13 protein-coding genes are annotated in these 15,253 nt (G+C 69.2%); 6 read left to right on the forward strand and 7 right to left on the reverse strand.

All coding sequences use genetic code 11. The annotated features are described in order from the left end of the window. Nucleotides 1–15: 15 nt before the first annotated feature. Nucleotides 16–1,158 carry a metal-dependent hydrolase gene (locus tag AAFU51_11620; GenBank protein ID MEO1571906.1) on the reverse strand — a complete coding sequence of 381 codons (1,143 nt, stop codon included), beginning with the start codon at nt 1,156–1,158 and terminating at the stop codon, nt 16–18. A gap of 196 nt (nt 1,159–1,354) precedes the next feature. Between AAFU51_11620 and AAFU51_11625 the strand changes: the two genes are divergently transcribed. Genes AAFU51_11625 through AAFU51_11645 form a run of 5 tightly spaced genes read left to right on the forward strand, consistent with a single transcriptional unit; the run spans nt 1,355 to nt 6,875 of the window. Further along, the gene (locus AAFU51_11625; GenBank protein ID MEO1571907.1) at nt 1,355–4,051 is read left to right on the forward strand and encodes a DUF5916 domain-containing protein; all 2,697 of its coding nucleotides are present in this window, start codon (nt 1,355–1,357) and stop codon (nt 4,049–4,051) included. Next, nucleotides 4,048–5,592, forward strand: coding sequence for a PLP-dependent aminotransferase family protein (locus tag AAFU51_11630; GenBank protein MEO1571908.1), 1,545 nt, complete (start codon nt 4,048–4,050; stop codon nt 5,590–5,592). The genes AAFU51_11625 and AAFU51_11630 overlap by 4 nt, the downstream gene beginning before the upstream one ends. Continuing rightward, nucleotides 5,585–6,115, forward strand: coding sequence for a GNAT family N-acetyltransferase (locus tag AAFU51_11635; GenBank protein MEO1571909.1), 531 nt, complete (start codon nt 5,585–5,587; stop codon nt 6,113–6,115). The genes AAFU51_11630 and AAFU51_11635 overlap by 8 nt, the downstream gene beginning before the upstream one ends. A 3-nt stretch (nt 6,116–6,118) precedes the next feature. Further along, nucleotides 6,119–6,334: a DUF1272 domain-containing protein gene (locus AAFU51_11640; protein MEO1571910.1), complete on the forward strand. Its 216-nt coding sequence runs from the start codon at nt 6,119–6,121 to the stop codon at nt 6,332–6,334. A 4-nt stretch (nt 6,335–6,338) separates the two neighbouring features. After that, a complete protein-coding gene (locus tag AAFU51_11645; protein ID MEO1571911.1) occupies nt 6,339–6,875 on the forward strand; it encodes a DinB family protein in 537 nt (178 codons plus the stop codon). A 15-nt stretch (nt 6,876–6,890) separates the two neighbouring features. Here AAFU51_11645 and AAFU51_11650 read toward each other — a convergent pair whose 3' ends face one another. The 3 genes from AAFU51_11650 to AAFU51_11660 all read right to left on the reverse strand — a co-directional run bounded on the left by AAFU51_11650 (nt 6,891) and on the right by AAFU51_11660 (nt 10,024). Continuing rightward, a complete protein-coding gene (locus tag AAFU51_11650) occupies nt 6,891–7,784 on the reverse strand; it encodes a GNAT family N-acetyltransferase (GenBank protein MEO1571912.1) in 894 nt (297 codons plus the stop codon). A gap of 20 nt (nt 7,785–7,804) precedes the next feature. Beyond that, nucleotides 7,805–9,343: a T9SS type A sorting domain-containing protein gene (locus tag AAFU51_11655; GenBank protein MEO1571913.1), complete on the reverse strand. Its 1,539-nt coding sequence runs from the start codon at nt 9,341–9,343 to the stop codon at nt 7,805–7,807. A 249-nt stretch (nt 9,344–9,592) separates the two neighbouring features. Continuing rightward, nucleotides 9,593–10,024 (reverse strand): IS1595 family transposase, encoded by a 432-nt coding sequence (locus AAFU51_11660; GenBank protein ID MEO1571914.1) that lies wholly within the window; start codon nt 10,022–10,024, stop codon nt 9,593–9,595. Between the two features lie 308 nt (nt 10,025–10,332). Between AAFU51_11660 and AAFU51_11665 the strand changes: the two genes are divergently transcribed. After that, the gene (locus tag AAFU51_11665; protein ID MEO1571915.1) at nt 10,333–10,704 is read left to right on the forward strand and encodes a hypothetical protein; all 372 of its coding nucleotides are present in this window, start codon (nt 10,333–10,335) and stop codon (nt 10,702–10,704) included. Between the two features lie 71 nt (nt 10,705–10,775). Here AAFU51_11665 and AAFU51_11670 read toward each other — a convergent pair whose 3' ends face one another. The 3 genes from AAFU51_11670 to AAFU51_11680 all read right to left on the reverse strand — a co-directional run bounded on the left by AAFU51_11670 (nt 10,776) and on the right by AAFU51_11680 (nt 15,203). Continuing rightward, entirely contained in the window at nt 10,776–12,269 is a 1,494-nt protein-coding gene (locus AAFU51_11670; protein ID MEO1571916.1) for a T9SS type A sorting domain-containing protein, read from the reverse strand. 258 nt (nt 12,270–12,527) lie between these two features. Beyond that, entirely contained in the window at nt 12,528–13,946 is a 1,419-nt protein-coding gene (locus tag AAFU51_11675) for an alpha/beta fold hydrolase (protein ID MEO1571917.1), read from the reverse strand. 282 nt (nt 13,947–14,228) lie between these two features. Further along, nucleotides 14,229–15,203 (reverse strand): VWA domain-containing protein, encoded by a 975-nt coding sequence (locus AAFU51_11680; protein ID MEO1571918.1) that lies wholly within the window; start codon nt 15,201–15,203, stop codon nt 14,229–14,231. Nucleotides 15,204–15,253 lie beyond the last annotated feature (50 nt).

A 15,253-nucleotide genomic window follows, 5' to 3' on the forward strand; every position in this document is an offset into this window, starting at 1 on the left:
GGTGGTTGCTCCGACCTACGGCGCCTGCGCTGATGCCCCAGTGCGGCCTTGGATGCGGCCCCAGAGCCGCCGAAACGCCTCCGCGTCGAGGCTGCCGAGGTCGGGGGGCTGCTGCTCGAACGTCCAGGCTCCGGCGGCGTCCTGGTGGAGCCAAAACGTGAAGACGAACGGTACCTCGGCGTCGGTGGCGGTCCCGCCGATGCGGCCGAAGCGGAGGTCATGCACGAGGAGCCGGTCGCCGCGTTGCTCGGCGGCGTACCACCCCTGCGAGAACCACCGGAGCGTTTCGAGCGCCCGCGACCCTTCGGCTGGCGCGAGCAGGTCGGCCCGCTGCGGGATGACGAGGCCCTGCGTGAGGTCAAGTGTGCCGGGCTCATCGGCGAGCGCATAGGTCTGCGCCACAAACATCGTCTCGTCGTCGGCCCCGTCGAGCGTGGCGCCGGGGTGGAGCGCGCGGCCGGGCGGCACCTCCACGAGCACGTTCCACGCGAGCGTCGTGAATGGGAGCGCGGCGAGGAGGGTGCGTCCGTCGGCATGCTGCGCGTTGGCTACATCGCCGACCGCTGCTCGTGCCCAGGCGTGCGCGGCGAGGCTCCACCCCGCATAGGCCGTGCTCAGCGCTAGCCCCACGACCACGATGCGGCGGCGCCACGGGTGATCGCGCCGCAGCACCAGCGCGATGCCCACGCCGAGCACGAGCCACATCGTGTAGAGCGGGTCGATGATGAAGAGCGAGCCGACCGAGACGGGCGTGTTGCTGAACGGCTGGAAGAGCTGCGTCCCGTAGATCGTGAGCGCGTCGATGAGCGGGTGCGTGACGAGGGCGACGACGGAAACGGCTGCCCAGAGCCGCCACGAGGTCGCCGCGTGCAGCGCCTCGCTCGCCTGCGGCCCGGCGCGGTCCAGACGCCATCGGTAGAATCGCGCGAGGAGCCAGCCGAGGAACGGCCCCGCCACGAAGCCGAACAGCAGCCCGTGCGTGAGGCCGCGGTGGAAGTACAGCTCGCCCATCGGGTCGAGGAACGGGTAGGCGAGAATGTCGAGGTCGGGGAGCGTGCCCGCGACGCCGCCCCAGAGGGCAGCCCGGCCGCCGACGCGCCGCCCGGCTACGGCTTCGCCGCAGGCCGCGCCCAGCGCGATTTGGGTGAGAGAGTCCAAGAGACGTGCAGAGATATGGAGGTGCACACGTATGAACGAGAGACCGGACAGTCCGTTCAGGCCCGAGGCGAGATCCGATCCGATCTGCTGCAAACGAGCGGACCGATTGGTCTGCACCTTCGCGGCAAAGCGGCTCTAGGGACTGCCCCCGGCATCGGAGAGCTTGGCACATCGTACCGCTTGCCGCTGCCTGCACATGCCTGCTCTCGCGCTCCTCGCCGCCCTCGCCCTGCTCTCGATGCCCACCGCGGCGCAGTCGCCGTCTGCTGCCAACTCGGCACGGCCCTCGGCGCCCAGCCCTACCCACGTCCTGCACGCGACTCGGGCCAGCGACATTGATATCGATGGGCGACTCGACGAGGCCGCGTGGGCGACGGCCGAAGCCGCCTCGGACTTCGTGCAGTTCGCACCGCAAGCTGGCGTGGCCGCCAGCGAGCAAACGACCGCACGCGTGCTCGTCGGGAGGACGACGCTCTACGTCGGGCTGCGCCTCGACGACAGCCAGCCGAGTGGCATCGACGACCGCTTAGCCCGCCGCGACACGCCGCCCGCCACCGACGCCGCCTCGGTGATGCTCGACTCGTACGACGACGACCGCACGGCCTTCGTCTTTCAGGTCACGGCCGCGGGCGTCCAGCGGGACGCGCTCCTCTTCGACGACATCCGCGAGGATGCCTCCTGGGACGCCGTCTGGGACGTCGCCACCCGCCGCGACGACGCGGGCTGGACGGCCGAGTTTGCTATCCCGCTCGCTCAGCTTCGGTTTGCTGGCGGGGAGGGGCCGCACACCTGGGGCGTGCAGTTCCGCCGCACGCACTTCCGCACGGGCGAGGTCGCCTACTGGGCGCCGCAGCTGCCGAGCACGTTCGGCATCGTGAGCCGATTCGGGGCGCTGACGATCCCTGGTGCGCTCCGCGCGCCGCGCGCCGTCGAGGTGCAGCCCTACGTGGCGAGCGCACTCACCCGCGCCCCCGGCGACGCCGGCGACCCGTTCTACCAAGCTAGCGACCTCGCCCCGAACGTCGGCGTCGACTTCAAGGTGGGGCTGACGAGCGACCTTCGGCTCACGGGCACCGTCAACCCGGACTTCGGGCAGGTCGAGGCCGACCCAGCGCAGATCAACCTCACGGCCTACGAGCTGTTTTTTCCCGAGCAGCGGCCCTTCTTCATCGAAGGCTTAGAGGTGTTCAACTACGGGCGCACGCGGTCGTACTTCAACAACAACCGGCCGCTCTTTCTCTACACGCGCCGCATCGGGCGCGGGCCGCAGCGCACGGCGTTTGTGCCCGGTGCGGCCTACGACGCGGCCGGCGAGGCGGGGACCGTCTACACCGACGCGCCCGCCCAGACGACCATCCTCGGCGCGGCGAAGATGACCGGGCGCATCGGCCCATTCACCGTCGGCGTGCTCGATGCCGTCACCGCCCCGGAGTATGGCCGCTTCGCCGTGCGCGGCGGCACCGAAGCGATGGACGACCGAGCCCAGATCGAGCCGGCGTCGAACTACCTCGTGGCGCGCGGGCGGGGACGCTTCGGTGCGGCGCAGGTAGGCGGGCTCCTCACGGCGGTGAACCGGAACACCAACGATGATGCGCTCGCGACGCTACTGCCGAGCCACGAGTACGTCGTCGGAGTCGACGCGGAGTATGCGCTCTCGGACGCCTGGATCGTGAGCGGGCTGGGCGCGGCGAGCCACGTCGGCGGCAGCGCGGACGCGATGCTCGGCTTGCAGACGGCGTTCCGACGGCTCTACCAGCGCCCCGACGCCGACCACCTCGCCGTGGACTCCTCACGGACGACGCTCGTCGGCACGACCGCGGAGGTCGCCATCGCGAAGGTGAGCGGGACGCACTGGCGCGGCTCGCTCAGCGCGGCCTACACCTCGCCCGGCTTCGAGTCGAACGCGCTCGGCTTTCAGACTCGCGCCGACCAGAACTACGTCGGCCTCTCGGTCTTCTACGACGAGCCGGAGGCACAGGGCTGGCTGCGGCGCTGGACGGCGAATGTGTTCGGCTCGCTCGGCTACAGCATGGGTTGGGACCGCACGCACTCGTTCATGGGCTGGGGCCTGGGGATGGAGTTCGCCAGCCTGTGGAGCGCGCGGCTCAGCGGCTTCGCCAACCTGCGCACCGTCAACGACCGGATCACGCGCGGCGGACCGCTCTGGACCGACCCCCTCGGCGCACAGGCAAGCCTCACGGTAACCTCGGACCCGCGGAAGGCTGTCGGCGGGACCGGCTACGTCCACGGTGGCGGCGACGAGACCGGCGGCGGCTTCTACGGCGGCAGCGTGACGATGAACGCCCGCCCAGCGCCCGGCATCGTGGTCTCGCTCGGCCCCGACGTGACGCGCACCGTCTCGCCGTACCAGTACGTCACCGCCTTCGACGAGCCCGCAGCCGCGGCGACGTTCGGGCGGCGCTACGTCTTCGGGCGCATCGACCGGCTCGACCTCGCGCTCGTCTCCCGCCTCGACTGGACGTTCTTGCCCACCGTCTCGCTGCAACTCTACCTCCGCCCGCTCGTCTCGACGGGCCGCTACACCGACTTCCGCGCGTTCACCGAGCCTGGCGTGATGGACTTGCCCGTCTATGGCATCGACCTCGGAGCCCTACGCGACAACCCCGACGGCTCCGTCACCATCGATCCGGGCGACGGCGGCGCCACGTTCGAGATCGCTGACCGCGACTTTACCTTCCGGGCGCTCCAAGGCAACGCCGTCCTCCGCTGGGAATACCGCCCCGGCTCGACGCTCTTCGCCGTCTGGCAGCAGCAGCGCTCGGACACCCTCGTGCAGGACGGGCGGCTCCGCGGCCGGGACCTCTCGGCACTCTTCACGGACCCCGGCACGAACGTCTTCCTCGTCAAACTCAGCTACTGGCTCGCGCGATGAACCACCGCACGGACGCCCCGCTGATCGACCTTGTCGCAGACTTTACGGCCAGTCTCAACGCGGTAGGCCCGACGAAGGACGGCGCTTCGCAGGCGCCGCTCTACCACCGGCTCCGGGATCACCTGCGTGCCCTGATTCTCCGCGAGCACCTCAGCGCTGGAGCGCGGCTGCCTGCCTCGCGCGTGCTCGCCCGTGACCTCGGCGTGTCGCGCACGACCGTCGAGCTAGCCTACGACGAACTCGTCGCCGAGGGCTTCGTGGCGCGGCGGCGCGGCGCCGGGACCTTCGTAGTCGACCTCCTCCCGACGCGGCCGACGCCGCCCGCCTTGCCGGAGCCGGACGCGTCAACACTCCCGTCTTCGTCCCTCTCGACGCTGGGACACCGTCTCACCACGCTTCTCCGCTACCGTGATGCGCCGGAGACGCCCGTCGGCTTTGCGCCGTGCCTGCCGAGCGACGACATCTTCCCGCTCGCAGCATGGAACCGGCTCGTGACGGCGGTGCTGCACGAGCGAGGGCGCGACCTCCAGCGCTCGTCGCCGCTCCTGGGCGATGTCGGGCTGCGGACGGCGCTCGCCGACCACCTCGCGCGCACGCGCCGCGTCCAGTGCACCCCTGCGCAGCTGCTCATCGTGACGAGCACCCAGCAGGCGTTGTCGCTGCTCGCTCGCGTGCTCGTCGACCCCGGCGATGCCGTGTGGATGGAAGACCCCGCCTACCTTGGCGCCCGCGCGGCCTTTGCCGATGCGCGGCTCGTGCCTGTGCCGGTGGACGACGATGGCTTGGACGTCAAGGTCGGCCTCGATGCCGTGCCCGACGCCTGCCTCGCGTACGTGACGCCGTCGCACCAGTATCCCACCGGCGTGACCCTCTCCGCCGAGCGCCGCGTGGCCCTTCTGGACTGGGCCGCGCAGACGGGCGCGTGGATTGTCGAGGACGACTACGACAGCGAGTTCCGGCACGTCGGGCAGCCCCTCGCTCCGCTCCAGAGCTTCGACCGCGCGGGGCGCGTGATCTACGTCGGCACGTTCAACAAGGTGTTGTTTCCGGGCCTACGCCTCGGCTACGTGGTGCTTCCTGAATCGCTCGTGGATGTGATCGAGCGCGCGGTGGAGGCGTTTGGCGGCCAGCCTTCGGCGCTCGTGCAGGCGACAGTGGCGGCGTTTGTCGAGCGCGGGCACTTCGCCGCGCACCTCCGCCGGACGCGCGAGGTCTACCGACGCCGCCGCACCGCGCTCCTTGACGCCGCACAGACTGACCTGGGCACTCTCGTGACGTTGGGACCGACCGATACGGGCCTCCACGTCTGCGCCCGGCTCCCTGCGCACACCAACGACCTCGCCGTGTCCGCGCGTGCTGCGGCAGCTGGGCTGCACGTCCCGCCGTTGTCACCGTGCTATGTCGGCCCTATGAGCTCGCCTGGCCTCCTCCTCGGCTATGCGGGCGTCAACGAGCATGCCCTGCGGCGCGGCGTGGCACAGCTGACATTGCTGTTGCGCAGCGCCTCGTCCTCCCCCACAATACCTCCGCGCCATGAGTGACCTCGCCCTCCGTCCTGTCCGCCGTGCCGACCTGGACGCCCTGGTGGCGCTCTGTGCCGAGCACGCCGCCTACGAGGGCTGCGTCTACGATCCGACGGGCAAGGCGCAGCGGCTCGGCGCCCTGTTGTTCGGCGAGGCCCCAGGGGTTTACGGCTTCGTCGTCACGCAAGCGGATCGCCTGATTGGCTTCGCCACCTGGATGCCGCAGCTCTCGACCTGGGACGCGGCGCAGTATGCCCACCTCGACTGTCTCTACCTCCGCCCTGAGGCTCGCGGCCGCGGACTAGGCCGGAGGCTGGTCGCGTGCGTCGTCCAGGCAGCGACCGCAGCCGGGTGCATCCGCATGGAGTGGCAGACCCCTACGTCCAACGCCTCTGCGATCCGGTTCTACGACCACCTCGGCGCGACTTCCAAAGCGAAGCGTCGGTTCTACCTAGACGGCGACGCGTGGCAGGCCTTCCACGCTCCCCCCTTGTCGTTCGACGCGGCGCGCCCTCTCGACATCCCACTCTCTAACGCCTGACCGATGCTCGAACTCCGACCCGCCTGTGAGCGCTGCGGCACCGCCCTGCCGCCCGACTCGCCTCACGCCCGCATCTGCTCGTTCGAGTGCACCTTCTGCGCTGCCTGCGTGGACGGGCCGTTCGCCGGCGTCTGCCCCAACTGCGGCGGCGGCTTCGTCCCCCGCCCGATCCGCCCAGCCCACCTGCTCGAAAAGTATCCGCCCCTCTCGCCCTCGTGACGCCATGACTACGCTCACACTCCCCGGCGACAGCGACGCGTCGACCGTCGCCCGCTACCGCCGCGCCCTCCTCGACCTGCTTGGCAGCGCCGATCCGCTCGACGTGCTCCGCACGATGCCATCGTGGTGCGCGGACGTCCTGCGTGACACGCCACCTGAGCGACTAAGCGCGGCCGAGGCGCCGGGGCGCTGGTCCGTGGCCGCCGTGCTGCACCACCTCGCCGACTCGGAGGTCGTGTGGAGCGTCCGCCTCCGCCATACCCTCGCCGAAGAGCGGCCCGCGCTCGCCGGGTATGACCAGGACCTCTGGGCAGCGCGGCTCCGCTATGAGGTCCGCCCGCCCGGACCCTCCGTGGACGCGTTCAGGGCGATGCGGGCCGTCAACCTGCTCCTCGTCGGGCAGGCAACCGAGGCAGAGTGGCAGCGGGTCGGGCTACACGGCGAGCGCGGCGAGGAGTCCGTCGCGGACATGGTGCGGCTCTACGCCGGGCACGACCTTGCCCACCGCGCCCAGATCGAACGCATCCTCGCAGTGGACTAACGCCAGGTTAGACACTCAACACCGCTTTCCAGCGATGCGCAGCGTCACCGTCGGTGTCAGCCCAAGCCGACGCCGCGCGAGGTTGACCATGCTCCGGTTGTCGGCCTGAACCGAAAAGAGTCCCCGCCCATCTGGGGACTGATGCGCGTGCCGCTCGATGGCCGTGCGCAGCAGCGCGAGCGCGAGCGGCGTGCGGACAAAGTCGCGGCGGACCCAGAGCGTCGTGTACTGCCGCACACCGTCCTCGCCGACCTGATGAAGCAGCATCCACCCGACGACTTCGCCCTGGTAGCGTGCGCCGACGCTGCACGCAGCGTCGAGGCGGTTGGGCTGCTGGAACGGTGAGAGCGCGGCGGGGATCGTGTGGCCGATGCGCCGCGTGAGCGCACGGCGCTCGGCTTCGGTCAGCGCCACCCAGTCGAAAAGCGTGCACCCGTCGGGCAGGGCGAGGCCCTGAAACGCGGGCGTGTCGAGGACGGCCGCGGTGCCGCGAAAGAGGTACTGCGCCGGGCGCGGCGGGTCCCAGCCCCGCTTGGCGAGGACCGTCTCGACCGCGACGAGGCTCCGGAGGTCGGTCCGGTAGAGCGCTTGGACCGCTGGGCACCCTGCCTCCGCTAGGCGCGCTTCGAGGCGGCCGAGCAGCGCCGTCGCCATGCCTTGCTGGCGCTGCGCGGGCACCGTCGCGAGCGAGTAGACCTGCCCGAGTCCGTCGGGACGCACGGCTGCAAGCGCCATCGCCACGACGTGTTCGTTCGCGGCGTGTTTGTCCGTGACGGCCTGCTCCGCGAGGTACCGTTGCGTTCGCAAGGCGGGGACGGCTTCGAGCCGCCGCCGCCAGCGGTCCTGGATGGGCAAGGCGGGATCGGCGAGCACCTCCGCGCCGGTCAGCGCGACCGACGCGAAGGACACCCGCTCTAACGTAGACGCCTTCACTCGGGCAGCACCGTCAGCCGCTGCACGTCGGCGAACTGCTCACCCGTGACGCGCACGAAATACACCCCCGCGCTCAGGCCCCGGCCAAGCTCAACGCGCTCCGCCACGCCCGTCTCGACGCGGCCGCGGAACGCCTCCGCTACCTGCCGACCCGCCGCGTCATACACCTGCACCGTCACCTCCTGCGCCTCAGCGACTCGCAGCGTGAACTGCGCACCCGCCGCCGTCGGGTTCGGGTAGACCTCGCCCAGTTCATGCGTACCGGCTAGCCCTGTGCGCACCTCGGCCGTCGGTCCGTAGGCGCTGTGCCCGTCGGCCTCCACGCGACGCAGACGCACCTCCGAAGCACCGTCGCCGAGCGGGCCGGTGTGGAAGCGCACCGCCTCGCCGTCGGTGGCCGAGACGGAGCCGAGGAGGTCGAAGGCACCGGCGGAGCCGAGGAGGCGGTGGACCTCGTAGGTAGCGTCGGGGCCGGTGTGGGTCCAGGCGAGGAGCGCGCCGTCGGCGTCGCGGGTGGCGGCCGGAAGCGGCACGGAAACCGCTGCGAGGCTTGCGCTCCCTGCACGGACGCTTGCGTTTGTGACGTTCTCGAAGTAGCGAACCCCGTTACCGTCAGACCCAAAGGCGAGGTCGAGGTCGCCATCGGCGTCAAGGTCCACGAGCGCGGGGGTGAGCCCGTCGGTGCCCGTCACGCTCCCGAAGGGATCGCGGTCGATCGGCAGCAACACAAAACGAGGGGCCGTCGGCGTACCGACGTTCCGGTAGGTCCGGAGCGTCCGCTGGAACGAGTCGCTGATGCCTGCAACGAGATCGAGGTCGCCGTCGCCATCGCCGTCGCCGAACGCGAAGCCGTTGACCGACACAACCCCATCGAAGGGGTTGGCGTCGCCAAACCGCTGCTCAAAGACCGGTGCCTCCGGCGTGCCGACGTTCTCGAAGTAGGTAGGCACGCCAGTAGGACCGAAGGAGGTGCGCGCACCGGTTGGACCGATGAGGTCAAGGTCTCCGTCATCGTCCAGGTCGGCGAAGACCGTATCGTCCAACAGGCCAATAAAGCCACTAAATGGATTGTCAGTCCCGAACCGCTCTTCAACGCGCAGCTTGGTCGGCGTGCCGACGTTCTCGAAGTAGCGTACGGGACCGTCGAACGTGGTGAGCACGACGTCGAGGTCGCCATCGTCGTCGAGGTCAGCGAACGACGGCAACACGACATCGTTGATGTCTAGATCGAAGGGCTCAAAGAAGCTCGGATCCACCTGCTTGACGAAGGCCGGGTCGGTCGGTGTCCCGACGTTCTGGTAGACCGTGAACGAGCCGTACTTGTCGCTGAAGATGAAATCGAAATCGCCGTCGCCGTCGTAATCGGCGAATTTGATGGCCGAGTCTGGATTCAACTCGAGGGCCTCGATGCCTGCGAAGGGAGACGGATCCGGTTCGATGAACGCGACTTGGGCGTCGGCGTCCGGCACGGTCAGCGCTGCGGCTGCTCCGAGCGCCAGCGTGCCAAGGGAGTGAGGGGAACGGAGACGTGGCATGAGAGCGAGCAAGGTTGATCAATGAGAGCAGAACCGCCGACGTCGCCCCTCCTGCGACGCAGCACCGTCCACTGGAGCACGAAGGCTCGCTTGCGAACGACTTAGCCGCATAGTAGGGTGCCCTAGCGCACATCTCCTAACCTGTCCAGCGCCGTACGCCTTGCCCCAGAAACGATGGTGCACGTAGATAGGAAGGCTCGCGCACGTGCACGGGCGCAGGCACACGGGCCCTCAGCCGCTCTCTCTACCCTACTCTGTCACCTCCGCCACCTCGAACAGGACGTCCGCCAACGCCTGCGCTTCGTCGGCGCGCTCCTGGATGCGGCGGCACATCCGCAGCGCGGTCGGATAGGACACGCCGATCTCTTGCGCGACCTGCCTGGCTGAAGGCGGCTCCGACAGCCGGGCAAAGAGATAGAGGACGTAGAACCAGTCGGTGAGCGCGATTCTTGAGCGCTCGAACATCGTCGCAGTGGTGGGGCGGACCTGGGTGCCACACGTCTGGCACGAATAGCACCGCCGCGTGGCGATGAGATGGTGGCGCGTCGGGGCGCCGCACTTCTTGCAAGGGATGCGGTCTTCGTAGACTTCGGAGGGCCACCGCGCCTCCCTCAGAGCGTCGAGGCAGGCGTCGTTGGTGCCGTAGCGGGCGAAGAACTGAGCAAGGGGGAGCAGGGCCATGCGGCGCCTCCTTCGATGGGGGGTGAATGGGTGAGACGGGGCGCGGCGTCTCCCCGTGTGGCCCTACACGCTGCTGTTGGGCGCAGGCACAGCCGTGAGCGCCGACTACGTGCGGGATCGTTTCTAAAAAGCACCTGCTACATCCTGGAGCACGGTCCAGCCTGAGCGCATGCACGTCGTGGTTCCGTCCCTGCCTCAACGGGCGCCAAGCGCGCTGCCCATACGGGGAAAGACCTTCAGGACCCCAAGCCTGTGCGTCACCGCACACCGAGCGCGCGCTAGCCCCTCTCAACCTCAGCGTTTCCCCGATGCGCCTCGTCTTTGTCTACAACGCCGACCGCGGCCTCTTCAACGCCGCCACCGACTCCGTCCACAAGCTCCTCTCGCCGGGCACCTACGAGTGCCGCCTCTGCCAGGTCACCTACGGCGCATTCGCCATGCGCCGCGCCTGGCGCGACTACCTCGACGGCCTCGGCCTTCCCCTCGTCTTCCTGCACCGCGACGAGTTTCTGGGCACCTACCCTGCCCTCACCGAACTCCCGCTGCCCGTCATCCTCACCGACGGCGGCCCCGCCGACGCTGTCCCACTCGTGTTGCTCGGCGCGGCGACCATCGATGCGTGCACCAATCTCGACGCTCTCATCGCCGCGACAAACGAAGCCCTGCAGCGGCGGCCATGAAGGCTACCGCCCCATGACGGATGCCGCCCCATGACAGATGCCGCCCCATGACAGATGCCGCCCCATGCGGGCTACCTCGGCACGACCGTGAAGCGCTGCGCGTCCTGGAAGTGTTCGCCGGTCACGCGCAGCACATAGGCTCCCGCACCCAGCCCGTCGCCGACCACGAAGCGCCTCGGCAACCCTGCCTCCAGCGCCCCTGCGAAGACATCGGCGACGTGACGACCGGACAGGTCGTAGATCCGTGCCTGCACCGACTGCGCCTCCGCGGCCGTCAGGACGAACTGCGCCCGCCCAGGGGTTGGATTTGGATAGGGGGCACTCAGCGTGTGCGTTCCGGCAATCCCGGTCTGTGCCACCGCCGTGGGACCGTAGGCGCTGCGCCCGTCGTTCTCGACCCGACGCAGGCGAAGCTGGACGGTGCCATCGCCCAGCGGCCCGGTGTGGAAGCGAAGCTCCTGGCCATTGGTCGCCGCGACGGTGCCGAGCAGGTCGAACGCGCCAGTGGTGCCGAAAAGGCGATGGACCTCGTAGGTGGCGTTGGGGCCGGTGTGGGTCCAGGTGAGCAGCGCCCCGTCGCCATCGCGCAGCACTGTGGGCCTTGCAACCGCGGCCACGATCGCTGCGCTGCCCAGCAGTCCCGCCCCCGGTGCAGGCAATACGTTCTCGAAGTAGCGCACCCCATCTAGGCTCGTGCCGAGCGCAAGATCGAGGTCGTTGTCGCCGTCGAGGTCCATGAGGAACGGTCGGGGGCGGTTGTCCTCGATGTCGGCGAAGGGGTTGCGGGCGTCGGGGACCTGGCGGAAGCGCGGTGCGGTCGACGTGCCAACGTTGCGGTAGACGTTGAGGAAGCCTCGGACGTTGTCGACGCTGTCGTCCCTATCGATGGCCGCCACGAGGTCGAGGTCGCCGTCGCTGTCGCCGTCACCCAGCGTCAGGCCGCTGCCTCGTATGCCGTCGAAGGGGTTGGTCGCCCCCGTGCGCTGCGCGAACGCCGGGACCGTGGCCGAGCCGGTGTTCTCGTAGTAGCTCAGGAAGCCATCGCCGCCGTAGCCCTCGTAGTTCGCACTCGCGCCCGCGAGATCGAGGTCGCCATCGTCGTCGAGGTCCACGAACGCTATTTGCGAGAGCGGCACGGTGACGTTGAGGAGGGGGTTCGCGGTTCCTGTGCGCTCGCGGGGCACGGGGCGCTCGGGCGTCCCGGTGTTCTCGAAGTAACGCAGCGAGCCGTCCTGATTGGAGAGGATGCCGTCGAGGTCGCCGTCGCCGTCGAGGTCGCCGAGGGCCACGGGGCTGCTTGCGTCCGAGAACCCCGTCCCCGAGCCGATGATCGTGGTGTCGGCTACGGCCCGGAACGCCGGGGCTTCGGGCGTGCCCGTGTTCTCGTACGCCACGATCGGCCCATACTTGAAGCTGATGATCACGTTGAGGTCGCCGTCACCGTCGAAGTCGGCCAGGACCGGCGTGGTGGTCTCAGCGAAGGGACCAAGCTCGAACGGGGACGGGACCTGCTCGACGAAGGGAATTTGCGCCTCGGCGGCGGGCGTACCTACGAGGCCGAGCACAGCGGTTCCCAGGGCGAGGGCACCCGCTTGCTTTGGCGAAGATTGCTTTGGCGAAGGACCCGGCTTCGGCGTGCGGCTGTGACGGTTTTCCATGGTTCAGTAACGCTAGGCGGCAGAAACAACGCCTCCACGTTACGGGAAGAACCTCAGCACCTCGGATAAGGCTCGCTCGTCATCCGCCGAGGGGGAATCACTGCAAGCCCTGTAGGAGCAGCAACTCCCACACACTCAGGACAAGCCACTTCCAGAGGACCACCCCTACAGCGCTGGCTTAGCCACCGTCGCGTCGAGCCAATCGGCGAAGGCGACGGTGACCGCGGGGTTGAACGACGCGACCTGGTACGGATTCTCGCCGCGCTTCATCAGGGCGGTGTACTCCTCCATCGTGCCCACCTTGAGCATCGGGTGGTTGGTCTCGGGGATGACCTGGAAGACGGCCGTGTCAGGACGGTAGTGGTTCACGATGCGGACGAGCGTGCGCTGGTCCTCGTCGTGCAGCGCGGCGATGTCGACCTCGCCGTAGAGCGAGAGTACGTAGGCGTCGGTGCTGGCCCAGGCAGCGGTCGCGTCATGCTGGGCGAGTTCCTGCCAGAACGTGAAGTCGCGTCCGATCATGTCGCGGTCGCCGTTCCAGCCGAGGCCGTCGGTGAGGGCGGCGCGCGCGGTCTCGGAGGTGGCGAGGGCGGTGGGCGGCGTCTGGTCGTCGAAAAAGGCGTTGATGGTGGGTCGCCAGGCCCGAACGTTGGCTGATGCTTGCACAGGGTCGCCCTGTCCTTGGAGGAGACCCTGCGTGCGCGTGAGGTCGAGGATGTAGTCCCGCCAGGGCCGCATGCCGGTGCCGTAGACCGCGACGCCCTTCGGGCTGAAGCGGTCCATCGCGGCCAGCATCGGCGCCTGCAGGCCACCCATGGAGTGGCCGAGCAGGAAGACATTGTCGAGGTCCACCCAGTCGTAGGCGAGCAGGTGGTCGTAGGCCGCGGCGAAGGCGTCGAGTTCTTCGTCATAGCCGATGGCGCCGCACTTCGAGGTGCCCGCGCTGTCACCAACGCCCGGCTTCTCGACGCGGAAGACGGCATACCCCCGGTCCACGAGGCCGTCGATGAGCTGCGCGTAAGGGTGCTGGGGCGAGCCGAAGTCAATACTGGAGCACGGATAGCCTTGGACGAAGTAGACCGTCGGGAACGGCCCGTTTTGGGGTTGCCCGTCAGGACCAAACGGCTTCTTGGCGATGGCGCGGAGCGCGCCGTCCTGGAAGGGCACCGCGTCGTAGACCACCTCAGCGGCGCCGTCCGTCTCGAACGGCTTCGGCACGGCGGTGGCCGTGAGCGTCTGCGGCGTCCCGCCGCGAATTACCTCGACCGCCACCATGTCGCCCTCGCGGACGGTGCCGACCATCGCCACGAGCGCCTGCGGACTCGGCACTGGCTCACCGTTCATCGTGAGCAACACGTCGCCCGCTTCGAGGCCGAGCGCGGCCCCGGTCAGCCCGTCCATGACCTGCTGGATCAGCACGCCCGTGGGCGCGTCGAGGCCGAGTTCGTCGGCCATGTCCTGCGTGACCGGCGCGGGCCACACGCCGAACTGCGCCTGCCGCTTGAGCATGGGCTGCGCCTCAACGGGCACCGTACACACGGCAGCGAGGAGCGCAAGAAGAACGAGAGCGAAGACGTGGCGCATCGGAGAAGGAAGCAGGGTTTGTGCAACGAGACGCCTACGCTACGGCGGCCCCCACGCGCCGACTTTGCCCAGACTGCTCGGTTGTCCCCCTGCGTTCGTGGTTGTTCGAGGCAGGAACCGCGTCCCGCTGGAACGCTGAGAAACTGTGCCGAGACCGCTCCCCCCGTCCTGCGTCGTCTCCGCACTCACGTGCTCCGCTCCTCGGACTGTCCCCCTCATGGTGAGGGGGACAGTTTCGCGACCCTTCAGGGGGAGCGAAACGGGGGGAGCCGAGACCAAACGCTACGGCACCCGCAGCAACCTCGTCGTACCGAGCACCACGCTCAGCAGGAGCAGGAACAGCGCGGGGCGGAGAAAGAGCGGGTAGCGTTCGTCCACGTCCACGTAGACACGTTCCTGAATTTCGGTGCGTTCGAGCTCGGAGATCTCGGCATAGATCTGGCGTAGCGCCTCGGCATCGCGCGCGCGGAAGTAGCGCCCGCCCGTCTTCTCGGCGACGGCGCGCAGCGTCTCCTCGTCCACCTGGAGCGCCGGGACGCGCCGGGTGCCGCCAAAGGGCGTCTGCTGGCGCACCACCCCACCCGTCTCCGAACCCACGCCGATGGCGTAGATCTTCACGCCGAGCGCCTCCGCCACCTCCGCCGCCGTGCCCGGGTCGATCTCGCCGCGGTTGTTCTGGCCGTCGGTGAGCAGCACCATCACCTTGCTCGGCGTGTCGGCGTCGCGCAGGCGCGCCGTGCCCGTGGCGATGGCGGTCCCGATGGCCGTCCCGTCCTCGATGACGCCCATGCGCACCTCGGCGAGCATCTGCTTGAGGAAGCCATAGTCGAGCGTGAGCGGGGCCTGTGTGTAGGCCTGCGCCGCGAAGACGACGAGCCCGATGCGGTCGGAGAGCCGCCCGTCGATGAACTCGGCGGCGACGGCCTTCGCGGCCTGGAAGCGGTTGGGGTAGAAATCGTCCGCCTTCATCGACGTGGACACGTCGAGCACGAGCACGATGTCGATGCCCTCGGCGTACTGCTCGCGTGTGACGTCGCGCTCCTGGGGCCGCGCCAGCGCCACGATGCCGAGCGCGAGCGCCCCGAGCAGCAGCGCCCCCGGCAGCCACGCGAGCCGCGCCCAGAGCGTCGGCGGCACACCTTCCGCCGCCGCCGTCTCGGAGAACAGCAGCCCAGCTGCCGTACGCCGTCGCCCCAGCCACGCGAGCACCGGCACCGCAAGGAGCAGCAGAAGCAGCCAGGGATAGGCGAAGGTCATTTATTGATCTATGATTTTGGATGTACGACATGCGATCAGGTCGGCCCCCA

The organism is Bacteroidota bacterium (assembly GCA_039821555.1).
Taxonomy (GTDB): Bacteria; Bacteroidota; Rhodothermia; order Rhodothermales; family Rubricoccaceae; genus JBCBEX01.